Origin of the sequence: Piscinibacter gummiphilus (genome assembly GCF_032681285.1) — a bacterium.
GTDB classification, from domain to species: Bacteria; Pseudomonadota; Gammaproteobacteria; order Burkholderiales; family Burkholderiaceae_C; genus Rhizobacter; species Rhizobacter gummiphilus_A.
Map to the genome: position 1 here is coordinate 2,228,557 of NZ_CP136336.1, position 26,163 is coordinate 2,254,719.

The following is a 26,163-nucleotide window of genomic DNA, read 5'->3' on the forward strand; positions in this document are numbered from 1 at the left end:
GAGAAAGGGTTCAATTCGCGAAGAGTTCGCGGGTGGCGGCGTAGAGGCCGCGGAATCGTTGGTGGCGGGCGAAGAGGGCCGGGGCACGTGCGGGGTCGAGCAGGAAACGCTCGCGCAGCGCGGGGGGGCGGCACACCTCGCGCTCGTCGCCGCCGTCGGCGAGCCAGGCCAGCCGCGCCGCACCGAGGGCGCCGCCGGCTTCGCCGCCATCGAGCGTGCGCACCTCGACGCCCAGCACGTCGGCGAGCAGCTGGGCCCAGAGCGCGCTGCGTGCACCGCCGCCCACCAGCGCGAGCGGCCCCACGTCGGTGCCGGCCGCGCGCAGCGCATCGAGGCCATCGCGCAGGCCGAAAGCCACGCCTTCGAGCACGGCATGGGCGAGGGCACGCGCATCGGTGTCGTGGTTCATGCCGAAGAACATGCCGCGTGCCTTGGCATCGTTGTGCGGCGTGCGCTCGCCCGAGAGGTAGGGCAGGAAGATGGGCGCGGCCTGGCGTTCGGCGTCGGTCAAGGTTTCGGTGCGGGCGAGCAGCGCGGCTTCGCTTCCCGCGCCGGTGAGCTGCGTGACCCACTGCAGGCACGAGGCCGCCGAGAGCATCACCGCCATCTGGTGCCAGCGCCCCGGCAGCGCATGGCAGAAGGCATGCACGGCCGACGCCGGGTTGGGGCGGAAGCGGTCGTTGACGACGAAGAGCACGCCGCTCGTGCCGAGCGAGAGGAAACCGTCACCCGGGTTCACCGCGCCGATGCCGACGGCACTTGCCGCGTTGTCGCCACCGCCACCGGCCACGATCGTCGACGGCGGCAGGCCCCAGGCCCACGCGACCTCGGGCGAAAGCCGCGCCGAGACGGCGCTGCCTTCCACCAGCTCGGGCATGTGCGAACGGTCGAGGCCCGTGACCGCGAGAAGCTCCTCGGACCACGCACGTTGGGCCACGTCGAGCCACAGCGTGCCGGCCGCATCCGACATCTCGCTCACGTAGGCGCCCGTCATGCGAAAGCGCAGGTAGTCCTTCGGCAGCAGCACCTTGGCCACACGTTCGAAGACCGCCGGCTCATGCTCGCGCACCCATGCGAGCTTAGGGGCGGTGAAGCCCGGCATTGCGAGGTTGCCGGCGATCTGCGGCAGCGTGGGAAGGGCCCTCGTGAGACTCTCGCACTGCTGCGCAGATCGCACGTCGTTCCAGAGGATGGCCGGGCGCAGCACCTCGCCATGCGCGTCGAGCAGCACGGCGCCGTGCATCTGGCCCGAAAGCCCGATGGCGCGCACCGCGGCCCAGGCCTGCGGTGCCTGCTGGCGCAGCTGCACCACGGCGGCCTGGGTGGCGGCCCACCAGTCGGCCGGCGCCTGCTCGCTCCAGCCCGGGTGGGGCCGCGAGATGCCGAGCTTCACGCCGGCCTGCGCGACGATGCTGCCGCTCGTGGCGAGCAGCACGAGCTTGACCTCCGAGGTGCCGAGGTCGATGCCGAGGTACATGCTTGGGGCTCCGTCAGTGCATCAGCGACGCACGCGCTTCTTGATCGCCGATTGCGCGTCAGCCAAGGCGGTCTTGATGTCCTTGTTCTGCTCCAGCACCTTGTCGAGCTCGGCGTTGACGATCTCGTTGGCGACCGGGTCGAACTTGTCGACCGCGATGGCCTGGATCTTGTCGGCCGAGACCTTCCAGAGCTGGCGCGCCTTCTGGCCGCCGAAGTATTCGATGGGCTCGTTGACGAACGGGTCGGACTGCGCCTCGATGAGCGCCGGGAACGCGTCGAGCTTGCGGAAGGCCTCGATCTGCATTTCCTTGTTCGTCGTCATGAACTTGATGAACTCCCAGGCCGCAGCCTTGTTCTGCGCCTTCTGCGGGATGGCATAGAACGAGCCGCCCCACGAAGCGAAGGCGCCGTTGGGCAGTTGCGCCGAGCGCCACTGGCCCTTGGAGTCGGGTGCGAGCCAGTTGCTCAGGTGGCCGCCGAGCCATGCGCCCATCATCTGCGAGGCCACCTTGTCGCGCTTGAAGCCTTCGCCCCACTCAGGCGACCAGGCCTTCACCTTGGCGTCGATGCCGGCGTTGCGCGCGGCCTTGGCCAGCTCGAAGCCTTTCTGGAAGCGCGGCGAGTCGATCAGCGGCTGGCCCTTCTTGTCGAAGTAGATGCCCTCGCCGGCCTTGAGGCCCGAGCGGATGTAGATGTCCTTGATGTCGACCGCATCGGCCATCAGGTAGGCACCGGTCGCAGCCTTCACCTTCTTGCCCGCCTCGATGTACGACTCCCAGCTCTTGGTGAGGTCGGCTTCGGTGACGCCGGCCTTGTCCATCATGTCCTTGCGATAGAAGAGGGCGCCCGGGCCGATGTCGGCCGGAATGGCCGCGAGCGTGCCCGAGCCGCTCATGGCCAGCGGCACGGTGAACTTGGCGAACTTCGGTGTGAGCGCCATGCCGTTGTAGGGCGGCTTGCCCAGGTCTTCCAGGCCTTTCGACTCGACGAGACGGCCGATGTAGCTCAGCTCCACGCCCATCACGTCAGGCACGTTGCCGCCGGCGGCGAGCGCGGTGGTCATCGCGGTGTGGTGGTCGGCGAAGGCCAGGCTCACGAGCTTGATCTCCACGTTGGGGTTGACCTTCTTGTACAGCGGGATCGCGGCCTTCACGGCCAGGTCGAAGCTTGGGAAGGACGCGACGGTCAGCGTCGTGGTCTGCGCCTGGGCGCCGAAGGCGGCGACGGCGGCAGCCGTCCCGATGACCAGGCGCTGAAGCGCGGCCCGCTTGGTCAGTGTGTGCATGGTTTGTCTCCTGTGTTCTGGATGAAGAAAAGGAAGGTGGTGGTATTGGCGGAGAACAGGCGTTTTGAAATCTGCCGGTCAGGGGCTCTGTGGTGGAGAGCTGGGCCTGCCGGGCAGTGGTTTGCCGCCGATGATCATTCCGAGCACTTCGTCCTCGGTGACCTCGGCGGTCTTGTAGGTGCCCACCGTGCGGCCGTTCTTCATCACCGTGAGGCGATCGGAAAGGCCGAACACGTCGGGCATGTCATGGGTGATCAGGAAGATGCCCACGCCCTGGGCCTTGAGCTTCTTCACGAGCTCGTGGACCATGCGTGTCTCCTCGGGGCCGAGCGCGGCGCAGGGCTCGTCCATGATCAGCACGCGGGCGTTGAAGTACAGCGCCCGCGAGATGGCGACCACCTGCCGCTGGCCGCCCGAGAGCGAACGCACCGGCACGCGGATGTTCTTGAAGTTGGGGTTGAGGCGGTGGAAGACGTCGCGCGCGGCGACCTCCATCGCGTCGTCGTCGAGCGTGCGGAATCGCGTGAGCAGCTCGCGGCCAAGGAAGAGGTTGGCCACGCTGTCGAGGTTGTCGGCGAGTGCGAGCGTCTGGTAGATCGTCTCGATGCCGAGGGCCTGCGAGTCGGCGGGGGTGTCGATCTTCGCGGGCTGGCCGTTGACGAGGATCTCGCCGCTGTCGATCGGGAAGGCGCCCGCGAGCATCTTCATCAGCGTCGACTTGCCGGCGCCGTTGTGGCCGAGCACGGCCACCACTTCGCCGGGGTAGACGCTCAGGCTCACACCTTCGACGGCCCGCACGCCGAAGAAGGCCTTGTGGATGTTCTTCAGCTCCACCAGAGGCGCAGTCATGGGCATGGGGGTGTTCATGTCAGACGCTCCCCGGTCCAGCGACGGTAGAGCACGTCGAACACCACCGCGACGATCAGCACCTGGCCGATGATGACCATGCGCTGGCCGATGCCCACGTCGAGCAGCAAGAGGCCGCTCTCGAGGAACTGGATGATGAGCGCGCCCAACACCGAGCCGAGCACGGTGCCGCTGCCGCCCGACAGCGCCACGCCGCCGATCACCGCCGCGGCAATGACGTAAAGCTCCATGTTCGTGCCGAGCGAGTTCGTGCCGGCGTTGAGGCGGGCGACGGAGACCACCGAGGCGATCGTCACCAGCACCGCCAGCAGCAGGAAGAGCATCAGCATCACCCGCTTCACCGGAATGCCGACGAGCAGCGCCGCCTCGGGGTTGCCGCCGATGGCGTAGACGTAGCGGCCGAAGCGCGTGCGCCGCACGATGAAGGCCATGCCCATCACGACCACGCCCCAGATGACGACGGGGATGGGCACGCCTTGCGCGGCGTCCTTGCCCGGCAGTTGGTAGGCGCAGGTGACGGCGACGAAGCCGAGCAGCATGGCCACCACGAAGGCTGCGAACGCGGCGTCGAACCACAGCGGCCGCACCGTGAAGCCATGAGCCCGCTTGCTGCGGCGGCGCGCGGCGGTGTTGAAAATCACGAGTGCCGAGAGCGCGGCACCGAGCGCCCAGCTGAGCGCGGGGCCGAGCGAGCCATCGAGCCCGCCACCGAGCGCAAGAAAGGTCGGGTCGGTGATCGGCTGCGTCTTGCCGTCGGCGATGAGAAAGGCCGCGCCGCGGAAGGACATCAGCCCACCGAGCGTGACCACGAAGGAGGGCACGCCGAGATACGCGGTGAGCCAGCCCTGGTACAGGCCGACGACGAGCGCGAGCGCCAGGCCGGCGAGCGAGGCCGGGATCCAGTGCCAGCCCGAGGTGTATTGCAGGAAGGCGATGAGCACGCCCACGCAGCCCATCACCGAGCCGACCGAGAGATCGATCTGGCGCGCCACGATGATGAGGGCGACGGCGGTCGCGACGATGCCCACCACGGCGGTCTGCTGCGCGATGTTGTAGAGGTTTTCCGGCGTGAGGAAGGTGCCGGTCAGCACGTGGAACACGACCGCCATGACGGCGAGCACCGCCGCCATGAGCGACAGCCGCAGGTCGAGTGCGCTGATCTGGAGGGGAAGGGACATGGGGCCGAACGAGGCGCCCGCCGCGGCGGGCGCCTCCCTGTTCAAAGCGAGGTCGAGGGCTGCTTACTTGCAGGCGGCCGGAGCGGTGGCTGCGGCCACGCCCTTGCACACCACGTCCTTGCTGACCCAGCCGGCCTTGATGACCACGTCGAGGTTGCTGGCGGTGATGGCCACCGGCGCCAGGAACTTCGAGGTCATCGGCACCTTCTTCTCGCCGTCGGACCACACCACCGAGCCGTCGACCTTCTTGCCGGCGGCGAGCGTCACCGCGGCGGCAGCGGCTTCACGGCCGAGCACACGGGCGTCTTTCCACACCGAGACGGTCTGCGTGCCGAGGGCCACGCGGTTCAGTGCGGCATGGTCGCCGTCCTGGCCTGAGACGGGCACACCCTTGATGCCGCGTGCGGAGAGCGCTGCCACCACGCCGCCGGCCGTGCCGTCGTTGGAGGCCACCACCGCATCGACCTTGTTGTTGTTGCGGGTGAGGATCTGCTCCATGTTCTTCTGCGCGACCTCGGGCTTCCAGCCGTCGGTGTATTCCTCGCCGACGATCTTGATGTCGCCCTTCTTGATGGCAGCGGCCAGCACCTCACCCTGGCCGGCGCGCAGGAAGTCGGCGTTCGGGTCGGTGGGCGAGCCCTTGATCATCACGTAGTTGCCCTTGGGCTTGGCGGCGAACACACCCTTGGCCTGCAGGCGGCCGACTTCCTTGTTGTCGAAGGTGATGTAGAAGACGCCGGGCTGCTCGATCAGGCGGTCGTAGGCGACGACCGGGATGTTGCGCTGCTTGGCCTTGGCGAGTGCCGGCACGATGGCGTCCTTGTCCATCGCGAGGATGATCAGCGCCTTCGCGCCCTTGGCGATCAGGCCGTCGACGTCGGCCAGTTGCTTCTCGGGCGAGCCACCGGCATCGGCGCTCACGTAGCTCGCGCCCAGCTTGGCAAGCTGTTCCTTGATGGCCGCCTCGTCGGTCTTCCAGCGCTCTTCCTGGAAGTTGGACCAGCTCACGCCGACCACCGTTTGAGCGGCAGCGAGTGCTGAAAACGTTGTCAGAGCAGTGGCGAACAGTGCGTGGGTGAGTTTCATGTTGTCTCCGTGCGTTGTGATTTGCGCTCGTGGCGCGTTTGGGGGATCAGGTGACGGGTCTGGGCCCGTCGGGTTCAGTCTCGAACCCGTGCCGTGACACCGATTCGAGAATCTCTGCGGACTCGTCCAGGCGTTGCAGCACCAGCGATGCCGCGCCGCGCGCCCAGGTCTCGTCGCCGCGGTGGTGCACCACCAGCAGCTCGCGCTGGCGATGGGGAAGGGCCAGCGCTTCGTTCATCGCGCGCTGCAGCGAGCCGAGGAAGAGCTCGGTGCCTTCCTCCATGCCGTCAAGCATCACGAGCTGCGGCGCGAGCAGGTTGACCATGTTGCCCATCCAGCGGCCGAGCAGCTCGCCTTGTTGTTCGAAGATCTGGCGTGCGCGGCGGTTGCCGGCACGGGCCTGGGCGGCGAGTTCGACGTAGGCGGTCTCGATCTCGCCCGAGCCCAGCTCGCCCCCCGGCAGCAGCCCGGCCTCCTGGCCCTGGCCCACCACCGCGCTGTGGGCCACGTAGGCTTCGAGGCAGCCTTGTTTGCCGCAGCGGCAGGCGCGCCCGCCGGGCACGACCTGGATGTGGCCGAACTCGGCGGCCAGGCCCGAGTGGCCGCGGAAGAGTTCGCCATCGAGCACGAGGCCGAGGCCGAGGCCATGCTCGAGCGTGACCACCGCGACGTTGGACAGGCGCGCCGCCTGGCCGAACCATTGCTCGGCCAGCGCCAGCATGTTGGCGTCGTTCTCGATCATCACCGGCACGCCCAGCGCGTCGGTGAGCGGGGCGGCGAGTGCGGCAGCCTCATCCTTGCGGCCGGGCTTGAGCAGCGGCGACCAGTGCACTTCGCCGCGCAGCGAATCCACCATGCCCGGCACCGCCACACCCACGCCAGCCAGACGCTGGCGCACCTGCGGGTCGGCCGCGGCGAGGCAGGCCTTGATCTCCTTCACCAGCCGCTGCAGCAGCGCGGCCTGCGTGACGGGGGCGGAGATCGGCACCTTCAGCGTGTCGCGCACGCCACCCGCGAAGTCGACGAGGGCGAGGGTGATCTGGTGCATCGACACCTTCACGCCCACGACCCAGGCGAAGTCGGGGTTCAGCGCGAGTTCGCGTTCACGGCGGCCACTGCCGGTCGACGGGCGGGCACCGACCTCCATCAAGGCGCCGGTTTCGAGCAGCCGCCGCGTGAGCGACGACACGGCCGGCTGGCTAAGCCCCGTGGCCTGGCAGATCTCGGCACGCGACGCCGCCGGGCGCGCGAGGCGCACGGTGTGCAGCACCTGGTAGAGGTGCAGCAGCGAGATCTGCCGGGACTGGAGACGTGTCATGCCGGAGCGGCCTGTTTTGCAGTGTTCGGTCGAAACAGTGCGGCATTTTATTTTGGCGAAGTATTATTGAATCAGGGCTTTCCCAGGGGCGCCGTGTGGCGCCTCTTATCAGGTGGCGAACCGGCTCGGCAGGCTCGCCTGCACGATCGAGCCGAGCGTGCGCATGCGCAGCCCGCGCGGGTGCGAGTCGAAGAAGCGCGGATTGACGTTGTGGGCGTCGTGCCGGCGCACGTCGGCGAAACCCATCGCCTGCAGCGCTGTGCGCAAAGGCTCCGGCGCGAAATGGCCGATCCACGGTTCGCCCATGCGCGCGAAGCGCCGTCGCAGCACGGCGAGCATGAGCCGCAGCAGCGGGTTGAGCGTGGCGGGGTCGTTGAGCACATCGAAGACGATGCCGCCGCCGGCCCGGGCCAGGCCGCTCAGCTCGCGCAGCGTGGCGAGCGTCACCTCGGGCGGCAGGTACATCGTGACGCCCAGCCACGAGAAGAAGGCCGGGCGCGCGGGGTCGAAGCCGGCGTCGAGCAGTGCCTCGCCCACCGACTGCCGGCCGAAGTTGACCGGCACCCAGTGCAGGTGCGCCGGCACCACGAGCCCGGCGCGTGCGAGCAACTGCCGCTTCCAGCTCTGCGTGGCCGGGTGGTCGACCTCGAAGACACGCAAGCGCGCCGCCGAATAGGGGCTGCGCAGCGCGAAGGTGTCGAGCCCCGCGCCGAGCACCACGTACTGCGTGGCGCCGTGGGCCACGGCCTCGTGGAGCGCGTCTTCGGTGATGCGGCTGCGGGCCACGAGGCTCGCGCGCACGCCGCGCAGGTAGGGGTTGTCGCCGCGGCGGCCGAGGCGTTCGAGTTCGAGCGCAGTCTCGGGCCCGAGGATGCGCAGCGCCAGCGGGTCGTCGAAGACCTTGGGCGTGTCGATCAGCTGGTGGCGTGCGCGGGCGACCGCGGCGCGGAAGGCGGTGGTGCTGGGACGATCGTCTTGCATGGCACGAAGCGTGAGTGGAGGTGCGGCGCATGCTAGGCAGCCGCGTGCGGCCTGCCATCCGCGGCGCCCACTACGCACGCGCCACTACGTGCGTCCCACTACGTGCGTCCCACTACGCGGGAGCCCGCTTGCGGGCTCAGGGTGTTTCGAGCAGCACCCAGTGCTGGGTGGTGGGGAACTGCACCCGGCCTTGGCGCACGATCGCGGTGTTGCCCGAGTAGGCATCGCGCACCGTGCTGCCTTCGGGGAAGACATCGCCGACGACGATGTGCTCGGCGTCGCTCGCTTCCATCGCGACGACGACACGGTCGCCGCTGACCGCATCGATGCGGCTGAAGGTATACGGCTTGTCGGCGAGCCTCTGGTGCGCGCCGCGGGCGAGCGCCACATGCTTGCGGCGGAACTGCCCGAGCTTGCGCCAGTGCACGAGCAGGCTCGCGTCGACGTTGCCCCAGTTCATGTCGGAGCGGGTGGCCTGCTGCGGGTCGCTGCTCGGTGCGGTGCCGGGCAGGCGGCGCGTCTCGTCGCCGTAGTAGATCTGCACCCCGCCCGGCGCGAGCATCAGCCAGGCGGCGCCATCGGCCAGGCGCTTGCGGTCGAAGAGCTCGGTATCGTGCGACGACAGGTAGCTGAGCGTGTTGTAGCCCGGCCGGCCGCCGAGCAGGCTGGCGTAGCGGGCATAGAGCTTCTCGGGCTGCGCATCGCGCAAGGCCGCGTTCTGGAAATCGAAGTTGATGAGCGCGTCGAAGCCGCTGTCGTGCAGCGGGTCGCGCTGCGGGCCCTTGCCCCAGTCTTCGCCGACCATCCAGAAGGGCTCGTCGTCGATCTTCTTGTCGGGGTTCGCCTTCTTCCACTCGGCGAGTGCCTTCGTCGCCGCCGTCTTCAGCTCGGCCCAGGCGGCTGGCTCCACGTGCTTGACGGTGTCGGCGCGAAAGCCATCGATGCCGTATTCGCGCACCCACTGCGTGAGCCAGGCGACAAGGTAGCCGCGCACGGGCGTGTCGCGCAGGTCGCGGGCTCGCGTGTCGGGCTTGTCGCGCAGGAACTTCGGCAGCTTCACATGGGCCGTGCTCTCGGTGCGGAAGTCGGGCAGGAAGGCCAGTTGCTTGGTGAACTCGTCGCGCCCGCCATCGAGGTAGCTCGGCAAGCCGGCACGCACCCAGTCGCGGCCCCACCAGTCGGTGAAGGCGAAGTTGTTGTAGTCGATGAAGGAGTGGTAGTTGGCGAGCGTCGCCTTCTCGGAGCCGGGCCACAGCACCCGGAGGCCGACCTCGCGCGCGGTCTGCAGGTCGAGGTAGCCCGGGTGGTTCATCACCACGTCGAAGAGGATCCGGATGCCTTGCGCATGCGCGGTGTCGACCAGCTCGCGAAGCTCGTCGGGCGTGCCCATCGCCTTGTCGAGCACGGTGTAGTCGAGCGCGTAGTAGCCGTGGTAGGCGTAGTGCTTGAAGGCCTTGTTGCCGCCGATCACCCAGCCGTGGATCTGCTCGTAGGGCGCGGTGATCCAGATCGCGTTGACGCCGAGTTCGCGGAACCAGCCTTCCTTCAGCTTGGCGGCGAGTCCTTTCAGGTCGCCGCCATGGAAGGTGCCCACGTCGTCTTCGGGCTTGGCCTCTCGGGTGCGGCCGTAGGCGTTGTCGTTGGCCGGGTCGCCGTTGAAGAAGCGGTCGGTGACGACGAAGTAGACGATGGGGTTGTCGGCGAAGCGGGCCGGGCCTGGCGCGGCTGGCGCGGTCAGCAGGAGCACCGGCACCAGGGCCAGCAGCACCGCCAGGCGCCTCATCCCTTGATGCCCCCGGCGGTGAGGCCCGAGATCATCCAGCGCTGCGCGAGGATGAACACCAGCGTGATCGGCAGGCCCGAGAGGATGGCCGCCGCCGCGAAGTCGCCCCACAGGTACTTCTGCTCGTAGAGGAAGAGATTGGAGCCGACCGCGAGCGTGAGCTTGGCCTGCTCGTTGAGCAGGATCGAGGCGACCGGGTACTCGATGATCGCGCCCACGAAGGCCAGCAGGAAGACCACCATCAGGATCGGCAGCGCCATCGGCAGCAGCACGATGCGGAAGGCCTGCCACGGTGTCGCGCCGTCGACCTTGGCGGCCTCTTCGATCTCTGCCGGGATGGTGTCGAAGTAGCCCTTGATCGTCCACACGTGCAACGCGATGCCGCCCGAGTAGGCGAGCAGCAGCGACCAGTGGCTGTCGATGCCGAAGGTGGGGAAGACGTTGCCGATGCGGTCGAAGATGGCGTAGATGGCGACCAGCGCCAGCACGCTCGGGAACATCTGCACCAGCATCAGGCCGGTGAGCGAAGCTTCCTTGCCGCGGAACTTCATGCGCGCGAAGGCATAGGCGGCGGTGGTCGAGAGCAGCAGTGTCACGAGGCCGGTGAGCGCCGCCACCTTCACCGAGTTCCACAGCCAACGCAGCACCGGGAAGGTGGGCTGCACCAGGCTGCCGTCGGGCGCGGTGTACGACAGGCCGAGCGCGAGCATCCAGTGTTCGAGGCTGATGCGGTCGGGGATCAGGCTGCCGGTCGCGAAGTTGCCGGGCCGGAACGAGATCGACAGGATCATCAGGAACGGGAAGATCGTGACGATCACCAACCCGATGAGGAAAGCATGCGCCAGCAGCACGCGCCAGCGCTGCGATTTGGCGACGACGATGGCCATCGTGTTCTCCTTTCAGCGGGCCGGATCGCGCGAGATCCGCGTGAACTTGATCTGCACCATCGAGATCGCCGCCACCATCAGGAAGATGACGGTGGAGACCGCGGCGGCCAGGCCGAACTGCTGGCCCGAGTCTTCGAAGGCGATGCGGTAGGTGTACGACACCAGAAGATCCGTGGTACCGGCGGGCACGGTGGTGTCGAGGAAGTCGGGCCGACCGCCGGTGAGCAGGGAGATCAGCACGAAGTTGTTGAAGTTGAAGGCGAAGGCGGCGATCAGCAGCGGCGTGAGCGGCTTGATCACGAGCGGCGCGGTGATGCGGAAGAAGTTGGTCAGCGGCCCGGCACCGGCCACCGCCGAGGCTTCGTACAGGTCGGCGGGGATGGCGCGGATGAGGCCCATGCACACCAGCATCATGTAGGGATAGCCCAGCCACACGTTGACGATGAGCAGCATCGCCTTCGCGAGCGTCGGGTCCGAGAACCAGGTCGGGCGGATGCCGAACAGCGCATCGAGGATCAGGTTGATCTCGCCGAAGTTGTTGTTGAAGAGCCCGCGGAAGACGAGGATGGAGATGAAGCCCGGCACCGCATACGGCAGGAACAGCAGCACGCGGTAGACGCCCTTGAAGCGCAGCGCGTCCCAGTTCAGCAGCACTGCGAGCAGCATGCCGAGCGAGGCGGCGAAGAGCACGGTGAGCGCGGCGAAGGCGACCGTCCACACGAAGATGCGCAGGAAGGGCTCGCGGAAGGCGGGCTCCGTGAAGATGCGGCGGTAGTTGTCGAAGCCCACGCCGACCTGGAAGCCGGGGGTCACGCGCTCGCCATTGGCCTTCTCGTAGAAGCCCGTTTGGTGATTGGCCTTGAGCAGCTCGCCGGTGCGCTTGTGGACGAGCACGCCGGGTTCGCGCTGTTCGTAGACCTTCTCCAGGCCGGAAAACTGGCGCAGGCCCGTCATCACCACCTGGCGGCCACCGGGCAGCTCGAAGGTCAGGGCCTTGAGAGCCGCCTGACGCTGGATCACGTCGCGCAGGGGCAGCGGCTCGCCGAGCGGCAGCTTCACCTGCGGTGCCGGCTCGACCGCGAGCTTGAGCGGTGCGGTGTTCTTGAGTGCGAGCGGCCCGGAAACCCAGGCCTTGGATTCCTCATCGGGATCACTCAGGCGGACGCGGAACTCGGGGCCATCGGCATGCAGCGTGAATGCGAGCGGGTCGCCTTCGGCGGGCGCGGTCTCGTCGAGGTGGTACTGCGTGGCCCGTTGGAAGCTCAGCAGGTTGGCCGAGCTGTAGTTGGTGAAACCGATGCCGATGGTGTAGAGCATCGGGAACACCACGAACACCATCGCTGCCGCAATGCCCGGGAAGAGATAGCGCCACGCGTAGAAGCGTGGCGAGGTGTAGAGCCACGCCGCGAGCGCCGTGATGAAGAGGAGGGTGGCGGCCAGCAGCGTCTGGCCCGCGGCGTGGACCACCACCACGATGTAGAGCGCGGCCAGCAGGGCCGCGATCAGGAGGAGCGGGCCGAACCAGCGCGGCGAGTTTTTCTTGTGTGTCGGCATGGCCCGCGGATCGTCGAAGCTCAGGGTGCAGCGATGCGCTTGGCGGCGGCGTCCATCGCTTCCTTGGGCGACTGGCGGCCCTCGGTCATGTTTTGCAGCGCCGAGGCCATCGACGACCAGAAGCGGCCCATCTCCTTGTTGTTGGGCATCGGGGCGCCGTCTTGCGCGCTCGCCATCGTCGCCTGGATGTTGGGGTTGTTCTTGAGCTCGTTGAAGAAGGCCTTGTTGGCCGGCGTGCCGAGCGGCACGTCGTCGTTGATCTTCTTCAGGCCGTCGACCGTGAGCATGTGGTTCTCGAGGAACTCGACCGCCAGGTCCTTGTTCGGCGTGGCCTTGGTGACCATCGCGCCGAGCACGCCGACGAAAGGCGCGGCCTTCTTGCCGGCCACGGTCGGGATCTTGGCGACGCCGAAGTTCACGTTGGCCTTCTTCAGGTTGTCCCACGACCAGGGGCCGTTGATCATCATCGCGACCTTGCCCTGCGCGAGGCCGGCTTCCATCTCGGCGTAGTTGGCGCCCTTGGTCATCACGCCGTCCTTGATCATCTTCGACAGCAGCTCGGCGCCCTTCAGTGCGCCGGCGTTGTTGACGCCGGTGTCCTTGGCGTCATAGGTGCCGTCGGCCTTCTGCTTGAAGGGGTAGCCACCGTTGGCAGAGAGCAGCGGCCAGGTGAAGTAGGTGTTGTTGTAGTCCCAGAGGATGGCCTTCTTGCCCGAGGCCGAGAGCTTCTTGTCGAGCGCGATCACCTCTTCGAAGCTCTTGGGCGGCGTGGGCACCAGCGCCTTGTTGTAGACGAGCGCCACCGCTTCGATCGACATCGGGTAGCCCCAGGTCTTGCCGCCGACCGTGAACGCCTTCCAGGCCAGCGGGTCGATGTCGGCCTGGACCTTCTTGCTCGGGGTCACCGGCTGCAGCAAACCACCTTCGATCCACTCGCCGATGCGGTCGTGCGGCCAGATCCAGATGTCGGGGCCCTTGCCGGCGGCGGCGGCTGCCTGGAACTTGCTCGGCGCGTCTTCGGGGTACTCCACCGTGACCGGGATGCCGGTCTTCTTGGTGAACTCCTCGCCGATCTTGATGATGCCCTTGTAGCCCTTGTCGCCGTTGATCCACACGAGCAGCTTGCCGGGCTCGGCGGCCTGCGCGAGCGGGGCGAAGGTGGCGCCGAGGGTGAGGGCGGCCGCGGCCGCGAGGAGGGTGCGTTTGGTCTGCATGCTTTCTGTCTCCTGGTTGTGATGGGGTCTTTTGGCAAGGGTCATGGCAGGGTCTGCCCCTGCTCGTCGAATACGAAGCAACGCTCGCGCGGCAGGTGCAGCCATGCGGTGTCGCCGGTGTTGAGCGGGTTGTCGGGTGCGGTGCGCACGGTGATGGGCTCGGGCGCGCCGGGCACGAGCAGGTGCAGGTAGGTGGTGTCGCCCAGGTGCTCGGCGAGCTGCACGGTGGCTTTCACCGCGCCTTCGCCTGGCGTGCGGTCGGCATGGATGTGCTCGGGGCGGATGCCGAGCGTCACGGGCTTGCCGACGGCGGCGGTGCGCGCGGCGTCAGTGCTGGGCGAGACGGGCACGACGCTGCCGTCCTTCAGGACCACATGGCTCGCGTCGCCCAAGGTCGCGTCGAGGAAATTCATCTTCGGCGAGCCGATGAAACCCGCGACGAACTTGTTGACCGGGCGGTGATACAGATCGAGCGGCGCGCCGACCTGCTCGATGCGCCCGGCGTTCACGACCACGATGCGGTTGGCAAGCGTCATCGCCTCGACCTGGTCGTGCGTGACGTAGACCATGGTGGTGCGCAGCTCGCGGTGCAGGCGCGAGAGCTCCACCCGCATCTGCACGCGCAGCGCGGCGTCGAGGTTCGAGAGCGGCTCGTCGAAGAGAAAGACCCCCGGCTTGCGCACGATGGCGCGGCCGATGGCCACACGCTGTCGCTGGCCGCCGGAGAGCGCCTTGGGCTTGCGGTCGAGCAGGTGCTCGATCTGCAGCGTCTGTGCGGCGCGCTGCACCGCGTCTTTCATCTCCTGCTTGCTGTAGCCGGCCAGGCGCAGGCCGAAAGCCATGTTCTCGGCCACGCTCATGTGCGGGTAGAGCGCGTAACTCTGGAACACCATCGCGATGCCGCGCTCGGCGGGCGGCACGTCGTTGACCAGGGTGTCACCGATGTACAGCTCGCCGGCGGTGATTTCTTCCAGCCCGGCGATGCAACGTAGCAGAGTCGACTTGCCGCAGCCCGAGGGGCCGACGAAGACGAGGAACTCGCCGTCGTTCACCTCGAGGTCGATGCCATGCAGCATCTCGACCTCGCCGAAGGACTTGCGCAAACCGCTGAGCTTGAGGGTGGCCATGGATCGGGACCTTAGACGCTGCCGTGCTGCCCGTAGAAGAAACCATGCGCGGGCAAGGTGATGCGCTCGCCGGCGAGGGTGGCTTCCAGGTGCTCGTCGACACCGGTGTGGATCTGCTGCAGCCCGTTGGCCGGCGCGTCGATCTCGACCGGCGTGCGGCCGAGGTTGAAGACGCACAGCAGCTCCGGGCCCTGGTCGGGCGTGCGATAGAAGGCCAGCACCGGCTCGGGCGCATCGACGAAGCGGATGCCGCCGCGCAGCAGCCGCGACTCCGTTTTGCGCCAGGCCAGCAAGCGCCGCATGAAGTGCAGCGGCGAGGCCGTGTCGGCTTCGCTCGCGTCGACCGCGCGGGCCGAATGCTCGGCTGGCACCGGAAGCCACGGCTCGACCGGGCGGCCGCCGCTGAAGCCGGCATGCACGAGGTCGCGTGACCACGGCATCGGCGTGCGGCAGCCGTCGCGGCCCTTGAACTCCGGCCAGAAGGTGATGCCGTAGGGGTCCTGGATCTTTTCGTAGGGGATGTCGGCTTCGGTCAGCGCGAGTTCGTCGCCCTGCCACCAGCAGACGCTGCCGCGCAGCGAGGCGAGCATGGCCAACGCCACCTTGGTGTAGTCGCCCGTCGCGCCCACGCCGCCCCAGCGGCTGAGGAAACGCGGCACGTCGTGGTTGCCGATGGACCAGCTCGTCCAGCCGTCGGCGATCTGCGCTTCCAGCTCTTCCACCTGCCGGCGGATGTAGCCCGCGCTGCTTTCGGTGGCCAGCAGGTTGAAGCTGTAGGCCATGTGCAGCTTGTCGCCGCCGCTGGTGTAGGCGGCCATGGTCTTGATCGAGTCGTCGTCGCCGATCTCGCCCACGCTCGCGGCGCCGTACTCGTCGAGCAGGTTGCGGATCTTCTGCAGGAAGCCGATGTTCTCGGGCTGTGTCTTGTCGTAGAGGTGGCGCTGGAAGCTGTAGGGGTTGGAGGCCGGCACCGAGAGCGTGTCGGCTTTCTGCGCCGGCGGGTTGTCGCGCAGCTTCAGATCATGGAAATGGAAGATGCAGGCGTCGAAGCGGAAGCCGTCCACGCCGCGGTCGAGCCAGAAACGCAGGTCGTCGAGCAACTGCTTCTGCACGTCCGGGTTGTGGAAATTGAGGTCGGGCTGGCTCGCGAGGAAGTTGTGCAGGTAGTACTGGCGGCGGCGTGTGTCCCACTGCCAGGCCGAGCCGCCGAAGATGCTCAGCCAGTTGTTGGGCGGCGTGCCGTCGGCCTTGGGGTCGGCCCAGACGTACCAGTCGGCGCGGGCGTTGTCGCGGCTCGCGCGGCTCTGCATGAACCACGGGTGCTGGTCGGAACTGTGCGACAGCACCTGGTCGACGATCACCTTCAGGCCCAGCTCGTGGGCTCGCGCCACGAGGGTATCGAAATCCTGCAGCGTGCCGAAGAGCGGATCGACGTCGCGGTAGTCGCTGACGTCGTAGCCGAAGTCCTTCATCGGCGAGCGGAAGAAGGGCGACACCCAGATGGCATCGACGCCCAGGCTCGCCACATAGGGGAGCCGCTCGACCATGCCGGCGAAGTCGCCGACTCCGTCGCCATTCGCGTCGGCAAAGCTGCGCGGGTAGAGCTGGTAGATGACGGCGCCGCGCCACCAATCACGGTCGTGGGTCGCCGGGGCCAGCACGGTCTGGGGGTCGCTCTTCATGGCTTGTGAGGGGACGATTTCTTGTGCTCTTGAACGATTCAGATGTAACGCAGTTACATCCCGCGAAAGCCTCGACTTCAGGCTGGACGCGACTGTAGTGAAGCTTCTGAATCGAGAAAGAGCGGGCTTTCCCTAGGTCTCAGGGATGTACCCGAGGTACGGGTTTCAGGTGTCGCGCGCGACCAGCGTGAGCGGCAGCACCACCGACGGTTCGTCGTCGAGCACCACACGCACGGCGCTTTCGCCTTTTTCCACGCCGTCTTGCCGCACGGTGGTGAGGCCGGCCGCAGCCGCCGCGGGGATGTCGTCGAAGCCGACCACCGACACCAGCTCCACCTTCGGCCAGCTGCGCATCGCGCCCATCGCGGCGAGCGCAATGCGGTCGCTCATCGCGACCACCGCGATGCGCTGGTGCTTGCAGAGGCGAGCGCGCTCCTGTTCCACGGCGCGCAGCGCGGCGGCTTCGGGGTCGCCGTCGTCGACGATGTGCCAGACGATGCGCGAGGCATCGAAGCCGGCGCGCCGGGCGGCCTGCGCGTAGCCGGCCACGCGCTCGCAGGTGTTGAACGGGCTGCGCGGCGCACGGGCGGCCTGGGCGCGTTTCATCGGCTCTTCGTCGACGAAGAAGCAGAGCACCAGCACCACGTCGGGCTTGGCCTTGAGCGCATGTGCCATTGCGAGCTCGGCGCCGCGCCGGTCGTCGAGGCAGACGGACGGCGCGCCGGGCACCATGGTGTCGACCACCACCAGCGGCAGCGGCGCGGCGCGCACCATCGACGCGAACTCCGGTGCCACCTCGGCGTGGAAGATGAGCGCATCGGCGGTGGTCTTGAAGGCCACGTCGAGCGTGGGCTCGATCTGCCGCGAGAACATCGGAATGAGCTGCAGCGTGAGGCCGCGCTGCTGCAGTTGGCGTGCCACGCCGCGCATGAAGTCGAGCGTGAGCGGGTCGTTGAAGGCGTAGGGCAGGTCGTGGTGGAACACGAGCGCGACTTCGCGCAATTCCTTGCGGCGCAGCGCGCGGGCCTTCGGGTCGGGGCCGAAGTAGCCGAGTTCACGGGCGGTGGTGAGGATGGTCTCGCGCAACTCCTTGGAGAGCTGCTCCGGCCGGTTGAACGCGTTGGAGACCGTGGTGCGGCTGATGCCGAGCGTGGCGGCCACGTCGGCGAGCGTCAGGCGCACCCGGCCGCTGCGGGCTCCGGTCTGCACGGAGGAGGTCTCGTCGGTGGGCATCGGGGTCTCGGAAAGTCGCGGGCACTATAGCCTCGCCTGACGGGCGGTCTGATTCGCGATACATGCCGGTTACGGCATCGGGGCCGCTGCAAACGAGATTGGACGCGGTCGATGTGGCTCTCTATCCTGCGCGGCTCACCCAAAGAACCAGCAGGAGACAACACATGCAATACCGCCCGCTCGGCCGCACTGGCTGGAACGTGTCGACTGTGAGCTTCGGCGCCTGGGCCATCGGCGGCACCTGGGGCGCGGTGGACGATGAAGCGTCGATGAAGGCGCTGCACCGCGCGCTCGACCTTGGCATCAACTTCTTCGACACCGCCGACGTGTATGGCGACGGCCACAGCGAGCGGCTGATCGCGCGCCTGCGCCGAGAGCGCTCGGAGCCGTTCTACGTGGCGAGCAAGGCGGGGAGGCGCCTGTCGCCGCACACCGCCGACGGCTACAACAAGGCGAACCTCACCGCCTTCATCGAGCGCAGCCTGAAGAACCTCGAGGTCGAGGCGATCGACCTGCTGCAACTGCATTGCCCGCCGGTCGAGGTGCTGTACCGGCCCGAGGTGTTCGAGGTGCTCGATGGCCTGGTGAAGGCCGGCAAGCTGCGCCACTACGGCGTGAGCGTCGAGAAGGTCGAAGAGGCGCTGAAGGCGATCGAATACCCCGGCGTGCAGTCGATCCAGATCATCTACAACATCTTCCGCCAGCGGCCCGCCGATCTCTTCTTCGGCGAGGCGCAGCGGCGCGGTGTGGGCATCCTGGCGCGCCTGCCGCTGTCGTCAGGCCTGCTCAGCGGCAAGCTCACGCGTGAGTCGACGTTTGCGCAAGACGATCACCGCAATTTCAACCGCGAGGGCGCGGCCTTCGACAAGGGCGAGACCTTCTCCGGCCTCGATTTCGAGCTCGGCCTGCAGGCGGTGGAAGCGCTGAAGCCGCTGGTGCCCGCCGGCCAGACGCTGGCGCAGTTCGCGCTGCGCTGGATCCAGATGCACCCGGCCGTGACCTGCAGCATTCCGGGCGGGCGCTCGCCGAAGCAGGTGGAAGACAACGCCGCGGCGGCCGACCTGCCGGCGATCACGCCCGAGACGATGGCCGCAGTGCAGCAGGTCTACGAGCGTTTCGCCAAGCCGCACGTGCACCAGCGCTGGTGAGCGCGGCTCAGACCTTGCCGCCGAGCTTGATGGTCTGGCGCTGCGCCCACACGCTCAGCGAGATGGCGACCACCGTCCAGGCGAGTGCGATCCAGTGCAGGTTCTTGTAGAGATCGTCGCCTGATTCCCCCAGCGCGTCGTGTGCGGCCACCACGATGCCGCCGCCGGCGGCGCCCACCGCCTGGCCGAGGTAGATGGCCGATGAGTTGAGCGCCATCAACGCGGTGGCGAGGTGCGGCGCGGCGAGGCCGAGCCGCGCCTGCTGCGCCGAGTTGGAGGCGAAGCCGCCCAGGCCCCACGGCAGGATGACGAGCGCCATCGTGATCACACCAGTCGCGAGCGGCCAGATCAGCATGCTGAAGGCGGTGCCGATCATCGCGAGCGCCACGATGCGTGCCGCACCCACGCGGTCGATGTAGCGCGAGAGCAGCAGGTTGCCGAGGAGCCCGAAGGCACCCGTCCAGAAGAAGAGAAAACTCGTTTCGGCCGCGTTGGCCCCGATCACCTGGCGGTAGTAGGGCGCCATGTAGGCGAAAAGGGTGAACTGCCCCGCGCCCGACAGCGCCGTGACGAGGATGATGGCCATCAGCACCGGGTGCGTGAACACCTCGCGCCACTCGGCCAGGCGCATGGTCGGCGGCTTGATGCCGTCGGGCATCACCACCCACACCCACCACGCCGCGCCGGCCGACAGCACGGTCACGAGCCCGAAGGCCCAGCGCCAGCCGAAGGCTTCGCCGATGAAGCTGTGCACCGGCATCCCCACCACCGAAGCCACCGACCAGCCGAGGAAGATGAAGATGATCGAGCGGCCACGCTCTTCGGGCGGCGCGACGAAACCGATGGCGGCCGCAGCCTGCGGCGTGTAGACGGCCGCGGCCACCACGCAGAGCGCTCGCAGCGGCAGCAGCAGCGCGTAGTTGGGCGCGATGGCGGAGAGGCCATGGCCGATGGCGAACCACACGAGCGCCAGCACCAGCAGGCGGCGCCGGTCCCAGTGGCCGAGCAGGGCGGCGAGCACCGGCGCGCCGAAGCACATCATCACCGCCGCGATCGAGATCAGCTGGCCGCCGAGCGCCACACTCACACCGAGCGAGCGGATCAGGTCGTTGAGGGAGCCGGCCACCACCATCACGCCGCAGCCGATGGCGAAGTTGCCGGCCATCAGGGCCCAGCGGGCGCGCGTGACTTGCTGGTGCGGTGTGAGTGGCGCCGCGGCCGTCATCCGCGCAGGACCTTCAAGGCCGCGGGGTTCACGATGCCCGTCGGGTTGCCGTTCACGAAGTTGACGACGTGGTCGAAGGCGGCACCGAAGTACATCTCGTAGCTGTCTTGCTCGACGTAGCCGATGTGCGGCGTGCAGATGGCGTTTTCCAGCCTCAGCAGCGGGTGCCCTTGCAGGATGGGCTCGCTCTCGAACACGTCGACCGCCGCCATGCCGGGGTGGCCGCGGTTGAGGGCCGACACGAGCGCGCCTTCTTCGATCAGCTCGGCGCGCGAGGTGTTGATGAGCAGAGCCGTGGGCTTCATGCGCGACAGGTCGTCGAGCTTGACCATGCCGCGCGTCTCGTCCGACAGGCGCTTGTGCAGGCTGAGCACGTCGGACTGCTCGAAGAAGGCGTCGCGAGACTCGGCCACCGCGTGGCCGGCGGCGCGCGCCTTCTCGCGCGACGATTCGCTGCCCCAGACCACCACGTTCATGCCGAAGGCCCGGCCGTAGCCGGCCACGATCTCACCGATGCGGCCGTAGCCCCAGATGCCGAGCGTCTTGCCCTTGAGCAGCATGCCGATGCCGAAGTTCGACGGCATCGAGGCCGACTTCAGGCCCGACTGCTGCCACGCGCCGTGCTTCAGGTTGCCGATGTACTGCGGCAGCCGGCGCATCGCCGCCATGATGAGCGCCCAGGTCAGCTCGGCCGGCGCGAAGGGCGAGCCCGTGCCTTCGGCCACGGCGATGCCCAGGCGGGTGCAGGTCTCCACGTCGATGTGCGGGCCGACACGCCCGGTCTGCGCGATCAGCTTGAGCTTGGGCAGCTTCTCGAGCAACTGGCGCGGGAAGTGGGTGCGCTCGCGGATCAGCACCAGCACTTCGGCGTCGCGCAAGCGCACCGAGAGCTGGCCGATGCCCTTGACCGTGTTGGTGAAGACCTTGGCGTTGAGGTGTTCGAGGCGCGCGGCGCACTTGAGCTTGCGCACCGCGTCTTGGTAGTCGTCGAGGATGATGATGTTCATCAGGTGCGCAGTGAGGCCATCTCGGAAGGACCGGTCGATTGTGCCCGCAGGAAGTAGCATCCGGGCTCTCAAAAATACCGAGACGACAACGGAGATTCCCCATGCCCATCACCATGCACTCGGCCAGCGTGCCCATGTTCGTTCGCATGCTCACCAACCTGAGCAAATTCATCGAGAAGGCCGAGGCCCACGCCGCAGCCAAGAAGTTCGACCCGGCGGTCTACCTGGTGGCGCGCCTCGCGCCCGACATGCTGCCGTTCACGCGCCAGGTGCAGATCGCCTGCGACACGGCCAAGTTCTGCATCGCCCGCCTGGGTGGCGTCGACGCCCCCAAGCACGACGACAACGAGGCGAGCCTCGGTGACCTGAAGGCGCGCATCGCCAAGACGATCGCGTTCGTGCAGTCGGTGCCTGCCGAGCAGATCTCCGGCACCGAAGAGAAGGACATCAACGTGCCCCGCCGTGACGGCGTGCTGGTGATGAAAGGCGAGGCCTACCTCAAGCACTACGCCACGCCCAACTTCTACTTCCACGTGACCACCGCCTATGCCCTGCTGCGCCACAACGGCGTGGAGCTCGGCAAGAGCGATTTCCTCGCGGGCCTCTGATGCTCGAGGCGCTCGGGGTGCACGACCTGCCGCTGTTCATCGCGGCCGGGCTGCTGCTCAACGTCACCCCCGGCGCCGACATGCTCTACGTGGCCGGCCATGCCGCGAGCGGCGGGCGCCGGGCCGGCCTGCTGGCGGCGCTGGGCATCGGCGCCGGCTGCCTCTTCCATGTGGCGCTCGCCACCATCGGGCTGTCGGCCCTGCTGGCCAGCTCGGAGCTGGCGTTCAACCTCGTGAAATGGGCCGGGGCCGGCTACCTGGTCTGGATGGGCTTCGGCATGCTGCGCGCGCGTGCCGGCGGGGGGCACGAATCGGCGCCACCCGACGTGCACCGCGTCTTCTGGCGCGGCGTGCTCACCAACGCGCTCAACCCCAAGGTGGCGCTCTTCTTCCTCGCGTTCCTGCCGCAATTCATGACGCCGGAGGCACCGCACCAGGCACTTGGGTTTGCGTTGCTGGGCCTCGTCTTCACCGTCAACGGCACGCTCGTGACGCTCGCCTTCGCCTGGCTGGCCGGCACCGCGCGCGAACGGTTCGCGGAGCAGGTGCAGGGCCGCCGCCTCGGCCTGTGGTGCCAGCGTGCCGCGGGAGCGATGTTCATCGGGCTGGGCATCCGGCTCGCCGTCAGCAGCCGCTGAACCCGCGCGGCTGGCGTTCGTCGCTTCGCAGGATGGCCGCCGCACCGCGCCTGCGGTTACGCTCCGTCCCGTTGGATGGAGACAGGACGACAACACATGAAATGGATACGTCGCGGCGCCTGGGCGCTGCTGTGGCTCGCGCTGATCGTGGCCGTGGCCTTGTGGATCTACAGCCGGCGCGTGCTGCCCACCACCCAGGGCACGATCACGCTGCAAAGCGGCCCGAAGAGCGAGCTGCGCATCGAGCGTGATGCCGACGGCATCCCGACCATCAAGGCCGCTTCTCGCGACGACGCCTTCTTCGGCCTCGGGTACGTGCATGCGCAAGACCGGCTCTGGCAACTGGAGACGCACAAGCGCATTGCCAGTGGCCGCCTGTCCGAGGCCTTCGGCGAATCGGCGCTCGAGACCGACAAATTCCTGCGCGCCCTCGGCGTGCGCCGCATGGCCGCCCAGCAGTGGGAGCAGGTCAGCGCCGAAGGCCGCGCCGCGCTCAACGCCTACGCCGCCGGCATCAACGCCTATGTGCAGAACGAGTTGAGCGCCCGCCCGCCCGAGTTCATGCTGACCGGCGTGCAGCCCGAGCCCTGGGTGCCCGAAGACAGCATGGGCTGGGCCACGATGATGGCCTGGGACCTGGGCGCCAACTGGTCGGGCGAGTTGCTGCGCCTGCGAATGGCCTTGCAGATGCCCGTCGAGCGCATCCAGGAACTGCTGCCGCCGTACCCCGGCGAGAAGCCCCTGGCCACGGCCGACTACGCCGCGCTCTACCGGGGGCTCAAGCTCAACGCCAACCTCGGCCAGACGGCGCTCAGCGCCGCGCCCGAGTCGGGCATCGAAGGCGTGGGCTCCAACAACTGGGTGGTGCATGGCTCGCACACCGAGAGTGGCAAGCCGCTCCTGGCCAACGACCCGCACCTGAAGCTCACCGCACCGGCCCTGTGGTACTTCGCGCGGCTCGAGGCGCCGGGTTTCAAGGTGGCCGGCGCCACCATGCCCGGCCTGCCGATGGTGGTGCTGGGCCAGAACCAGCACGTCGCCTGGGGCTTCACCAACACCGGGCCCGACGTGCAAGACCTCTACATCGAGCGCGTCAACCCCGACGACGCCAACGAGTACCAGACGCCCGAAGGCTGGGCGAAGTTCTCGAGCGTCACCGAGACCATCAAGGTGCGCGGCGGCAACGAGGTCACGCTCACCGCGCGCAGCACGCGGCACGGGCCGGTGATCTCTGACGTGGGCGGCGTGACCGAGGGCATCGTGTCGTCGTCGCGTCCTGCCTACGTGCTGGCCATGCGCTGGACGGCGCTCGACAAAGACAGCGGCACGCTCGACGCCGCACTCGCCTTCAACAGCGCGCGCTCGGTGCCCGAGTTCATCGCGGCGGCCGGCAAGCACTTGGCGCCCATGCAGAACATGGTGGTGGCCGACGTCGATGGCCACATCGGCATGGTCTCGGCCGGGCGGGTGCCGGTGCGCAAGCCGGAAAACGACCTCAAGGGCCTGGTGCCCGCGCCGGGCTGGGACTCGCGCTACGACTGGGCCGGCGTGCTCGAGCCGACCTGGACGCCCCGCGAGACCGACCCGCCGCGTGGCTGGATCGCCACCGCCAACCAGCGCATCCACCCGGCCGACTACCCGCATTTCCTGACCAGCGAATGGGCCGCGCCGTACCGGCAGCAGCGCATCGAGCAGCTGCTCAACGCCAAGCCCAAGCACAGCCTGGCGAGCCTGCAGGCGATGCAGGCCGATCTAGTGTCGCTCGGCACGCAGCGGCTGCTGCCCTTCCTGCGCAAGGCGCAATCGCAGCATGCGCTGGCGGGCGCTGCGCAGAAGGAGCTGGCCTCGTTCGACGGCACGATGGCCGCCGACAAGGCCGCACCGCTGATCGCCTGGGCCTGGGCGCGCCAGTTGACCGTGGGCATCTTTCGCGACGAGGTGGGCGCCGCGCAGTTCGACAAGCTCATCGCCACCCGCAGTTTCCGCGAGGCGCTGGAGGGCGCACTCGATCGCAACGATGCCTGGTGGTGCGACGACAAGGGCACGCCGGCGCAGGAAAGTTGCCAGGACCAGATCGACGCCGCGTTCACCCGTGCCCTCGACGAGCTGCAGGCCGCGCAGGGCGCAGACGTGTCGAAGTGGCAGTGGGGCAAGGCGCACCAGGCGCGTTCGGAGCACCGGCCGTTCAGCCGGGTGAAGCTGCTGGCGAAGTATTTTGAGCTGCGCACGCCGGTGGGTGGCGACACCTACACGGTCAACGTGTCTCGCGTGTCGCAGAAGCCCGATGCGACCACGGGCGAGCTGTACCTGGACGAGCACGGGCCGTCGTTCCGTGCGGTGTACGACCTGGCCGACCCCGGCAAGTCACGCTTCATGCATTCGACGGGGCAGTCGGGGATCGTCTTCTCGCCGCAGTACCGCAGCTTCATGGACCGCTGGCGTGAGGTGCAGGGGGTGCCGGTGTGGGCCTCTGAGCCGGCCAAGCGGGCGCTGGTGTTGAAGTCTCGGGCTTCCTGAGTTCTCGCCTGCGTCGTTCGGAGCGGCGGGAAGGGCGCGGGGTGAACGGCTCCGTTCATGTCCCCCTTTGGTGACCCTGCCGGGTCACCAAATTCCTCCTAATACTTCACTCCGCCGTTCACCCCGCGCCCTTCCCGCGAGACACGGTGGCATGCGTGCGGGGGGCTGTGCACGCTGGTGCTGGAGCGCTGCGGTGGGGCGCCGTGTGCAGTGAAGTATTAGGAGGAATTCCTTGAGCCGGGAGGCTCAAGGAAGGGGGACATGAACGGAACACGGCGCCCCGCCGCAGCGCTCTTGCTCAACCCCAGGGCGCCTAGACCGATCCGAACAACGCCTTCCGCTGCGCCGTGTAGTTCCACCAAGGTGCCGGCGCCGCACCCGCCATGAAATCGGTCGCCGCCATGAAGGTGTCCAGCACGCAAGGGTCTTGCCGCGTGCCGGTCACCGAACACAGCTTCTGGTAGAGCACGAACGCGTCTTTGCCGCGCAGCTGCTGCGGCTGGTGGATGCCGATCAGCCTCAGGTCTTCGGCCAGTGAGGGCCCGATGTTGGGCAACTGCTCCAGGCGCTCGCATTCGTCGGCGGTCTTGGCCTTCGGTGATTTGATGGACGGTGATTTGATCGAGGCCATGAACTGCCTCACATCATCATGTTGTTGCGAATCAAGCCGACCGCGATGCCCTCGAGTTCGAAGTCGACGTCGCCGAAGGGGATGACGATGGGCTTGAAGTCGGGGTTCTCGGGCAGCAGCTCGATGCTCGTGCGCGTGCGGCGGAAGCGCTTGACGGTCACGTCGTCGCCCAGGCGGGCCACGACGATCTGGCCGTTCTTCGCGTCTTTGGCCTTCTGCACGGCGAGCAGGTCGCCGTCCATGATGCCGGCGTCGCGCATGCTCATGCCGCGCACCTTGAGCAGGTAGTCGGGGCGGCGCGGGAACATGCTCGCCTCCATCAGGTAGGTCTGGTCGATGTGCTCCTGCGCGAGGATGGGGCTGCCGGCGGCCACGCGGCCCACCAGCGGCAGCGTGAGCTGCGACAGGCTCGGCAGGGGCAGGCTGAACTGCTTGCCGCGGATCTCGTTGAGCGCCCGCAACGTGTCAGACTTCAGCCGGATGCCGCGCGAGGTACCGCCCACGAGTTCGATGACGCCTTTGCGGGCGAGGGCTTGAAGGTGCTCTTCTGCGGCGTTGGCCGAACGGAAGCCCAGCTCGCTCGCGATCTCGGCGCGGGTGGGCGGGGCGCCGGTGCGCTCGATGGCGCTTTGCACGAGATCGAGGATCTGCTGTTGGCGTTCGGTGAGCTTGGGCGCTTCCATCGTGGGCCGTCCTGAGGTTTCATCCAGTGCCT

The 26,163-nt window shown here is 68.0% G+C and carries 22 protein-coding genes; 4 read left to right on the plus strand and 18 right to left on the minus strand.

The window, feature by feature from the left end; translation table 11 throughout:
- Positions 1–10: 10 nt before the first annotated feature.
- From xylB to RXV79_RS10555, 14 genes are all read right to left on the minus strand, one after another.
- Positions 11–1,477, minus strand: coding sequence for a xylulokinase (gene xylB / locus RXV79_RS10490; protein ID WP_316703376.1), 1,467 nt, complete (start codon positions 1,475–1,477; stop codon positions 11–13).
- Positions 1,478–1,498: 21 nt separating this feature from the next.
- Entirely contained in the window at positions 1,499–2,764 is a 1,266-nt protein-coding gene (locus RXV79_RS10495; RefSeq protein ID WP_316703377.1) for an ABC transporter substrate-binding protein, read from the minus strand.
- A 78-nt stretch (positions 2,765–2,842) separates the two neighbouring features.
- Complete coding sequence (locus RXV79_RS10500) at positions 2,843–3,631, minus strand: ATP-binding cassette domain-containing protein (RefSeq protein WP_316703378.1); 789 nt, start codon at positions 3,629–3,631, stop codon at positions 2,843–2,845.
- Positions 3,628–4,809, minus strand: coding sequence for a sugar ABC transporter permease (locus RXV79_RS10505; protein WP_316703379.1), 1,182 nt, complete (start codon positions 4,807–4,809; stop codon positions 3,628–3,630). Before RXV79_RS10505 ends, RXV79_RS10500 begins: the two co-directional genes overlap by 4 nt.
- Positions 4,810–4,872: 63 nt before the next feature.
- On the minus strand, positions 4,873–5,895 hold the full coding sequence (gene xylF / locus RXV79_RS10510; protein WP_316703380.1) for a D-xylose ABC transporter substrate-binding protein: 1,023 nt from the start codon (positions 5,893–5,895) through the stop codon (positions 4,873–4,875).
- Positions 5,896–5,941: 46 nt separating this feature from the next.
- Complete coding sequence (locus RXV79_RS10515; protein WP_316703381.1) at positions 5,942–7,213, minus strand: ROK family protein; 1,272 nt, start codon at positions 7,211–7,213, stop codon at positions 5,942–5,944.
- Positions 7,214–7,321: 108 nt separating this feature from the next.
- Complete coding sequence (locus tag RXV79_RS10520) at positions 7,322–8,194, minus strand: class I SAM-dependent methyltransferase (RefSeq protein WP_316703382.1); 873 nt, start codon at positions 8,192–8,194, stop codon at positions 7,322–7,324.
- A 136-nt stretch (positions 8,195–8,330) separates the two neighbouring features.
- The gene (locus RXV79_RS10525) at positions 8,331–9,977 is read right to left on the minus strand and encodes an alpha-amylase family glycosyl hydrolase (RefSeq protein WP_316703383.1); all 1,647 of its coding nucleotides are present in this window, start codon (positions 9,975–9,977) and stop codon (positions 8,331–8,333) included.
- Positions 9,974–10,864, minus strand: coding sequence for a maltose ABC transporter permease MalG (gene malG / locus RXV79_RS10530; protein WP_316703384.1), 891 nt, complete (start codon positions 10,862–10,864; stop codon positions 9,974–9,976). Before malG ends, RXV79_RS10525 begins: the two co-directional genes overlap by 4 nt.
- 12 nt (positions 10,865–10,876) lie before the next feature.
- The gene (malF, locus tag RXV79_RS10535) at positions 10,877–12,418 is read right to left on the minus strand and encodes a maltose ABC transporter permease MalF (protein ID WP_316703385.1); all 1,542 of its coding nucleotides are present in this window, start codon (positions 12,416–12,418) and stop codon (positions 10,877–10,879) included.
- Between the two features lie 20 nt (positions 12,419–12,438).
- Positions 12,439–13,632, minus strand: a complete 1,194-nt coding sequence (malE, locus tag RXV79_RS10540) for a maltose/maltodextrin ABC transporter substrate-binding protein MalE (protein WP_316703386.1) — start codon at positions 13,630–13,632, stop codon at positions 12,439–12,441.
- A 41-nt stretch (positions 13,633–13,673) separates the two neighbouring features.
- A complete protein-coding gene (locus RXV79_RS10545; protein WP_316703387.1) occupies positions 13,674–14,759 on the minus strand; it encodes an ABC transporter ATP-binding protein in 1,086 nt (361 codons plus the stop codon).
- Positions 14,760–14,770: 11 nt separating this feature from the next.
- A complete protein-coding gene (locus RXV79_RS10550; protein ID WP_316703388.1) occupies positions 14,771–16,441 on the minus strand; it encodes an alpha-glucosidase in 1,671 nt (556 codons plus the stop codon).
- Positions 16,442–16,606: 165 nt separating this feature from the next.
- Positions 16,607–17,674: a LacI family DNA-binding transcriptional regulator gene (locus RXV79_RS10555; protein WP_316703389.1), complete on the minus strand. Its 1,068-nt coding sequence runs from the start codon at positions 17,672–17,674 to the stop codon at positions 16,607–16,609.
- A gap of 164 nt (positions 17,675–17,838) precedes the next feature.
- On the opposite strand from RXV79_RS10555, the gene RXV79_RS10560 reads away from it, so the two are divergent.
- A complete protein-coding gene (locus tag RXV79_RS10560; protein ID WP_316703390.1) occupies positions 17,839–18,822 on the plus strand; it encodes an aldo/keto reductase in 984 nt (327 codons plus the stop codon).
- 7 nt (positions 18,823–18,829) lie between these two features.
- Here the strand turns inward: RXV79_RS10560 and RXV79_RS10565 are convergent, their stop codons facing one another.
- Together RXV79_RS10565 and RXV79_RS10570 are read right to left on the minus strand one after the other, a co-directional pair.
- Entirely contained in the window at positions 18,830–20,047 is a 1,218-nt protein-coding gene (locus RXV79_RS10565) for an MFS transporter (RefSeq protein WP_316703391.1), read from the minus strand.
- Positions 20,044–21,054: a D-2-hydroxyacid dehydrogenase family protein gene (locus RXV79_RS10570; RefSeq protein ID WP_316703392.1), complete on the minus strand. Its 1,011-nt coding sequence runs from the start codon at positions 21,052–21,054 to the stop codon at positions 20,044–20,046. The genes RXV79_RS10565 and RXV79_RS10570 overlap by 4 nt, the downstream gene beginning before the upstream one ends.
- A gap of 101 nt (positions 21,055–21,155) precedes the next feature.
- On the opposite strand from RXV79_RS10570, the gene RXV79_RS10575 reads away from it, so the two are divergent.
- The 3 genes from RXV79_RS10575 to RXV79_RS10585 all read left to right on the plus strand — a co-directional run bounded on the left by RXV79_RS10575 (position 21,156) and on the right by RXV79_RS10585 (position 24,817).
- Positions 21,156–21,662, plus strand: a complete 507-nt coding sequence (locus RXV79_RS10575) for a DUF1993 domain-containing protein (protein WP_316703393.1) — start codon at positions 21,156–21,158, stop codon at positions 21,660–21,662.
- Positions 21,662–22,300: a LysE family translocator gene (locus RXV79_RS10580; RefSeq protein ID WP_316703394.1), complete on the plus strand. Its 639-nt coding sequence runs from the start codon at positions 21,662–21,664 to the stop codon at positions 22,298–22,300. The genes RXV79_RS10575 and RXV79_RS10580 overlap by 1 nt, the downstream gene beginning before the upstream one ends.
- 96 nt (positions 22,301–22,396) lie before the next feature.
- Positions 22,397–24,817 carry a penicillin acylase family protein gene (locus tag RXV79_RS10585; protein WP_316703395.1) on the plus strand — a complete coding sequence of 807 codons (2,421 nt, stop codon included), beginning with the start codon at positions 22,397–22,399 and terminating at the stop codon, positions 24,815–24,817.
- Between the two features lie 313 nt (positions 24,818–25,130).
- Here RXV79_RS10585 and RXV79_RS10590 read toward each other — a convergent pair whose 3' ends face one another.
- Both RXV79_RS10590 and lexA read right to left on the minus strand, forming a co-directional pair.
- A complete protein-coding gene (locus tag RXV79_RS10590) occupies positions 25,131–25,448 on the minus strand; it encodes a helix-hairpin-helix domain-containing protein (RefSeq protein WP_316703396.1) in 318 nt (105 codons plus the stop codon).
- 8 nt (positions 25,449–25,456) lie between these two features.
- On the minus strand, positions 25,457–26,131 hold the full coding sequence (gene lexA / locus RXV79_RS10595) for a transcriptional repressor LexA (protein ID WP_257823697.1): 675 nt from the start codon (positions 26,129–26,131) through the stop codon (positions 25,457–25,459).
- Positions 26,132–26,163 lie beyond the last annotated feature (32 nt).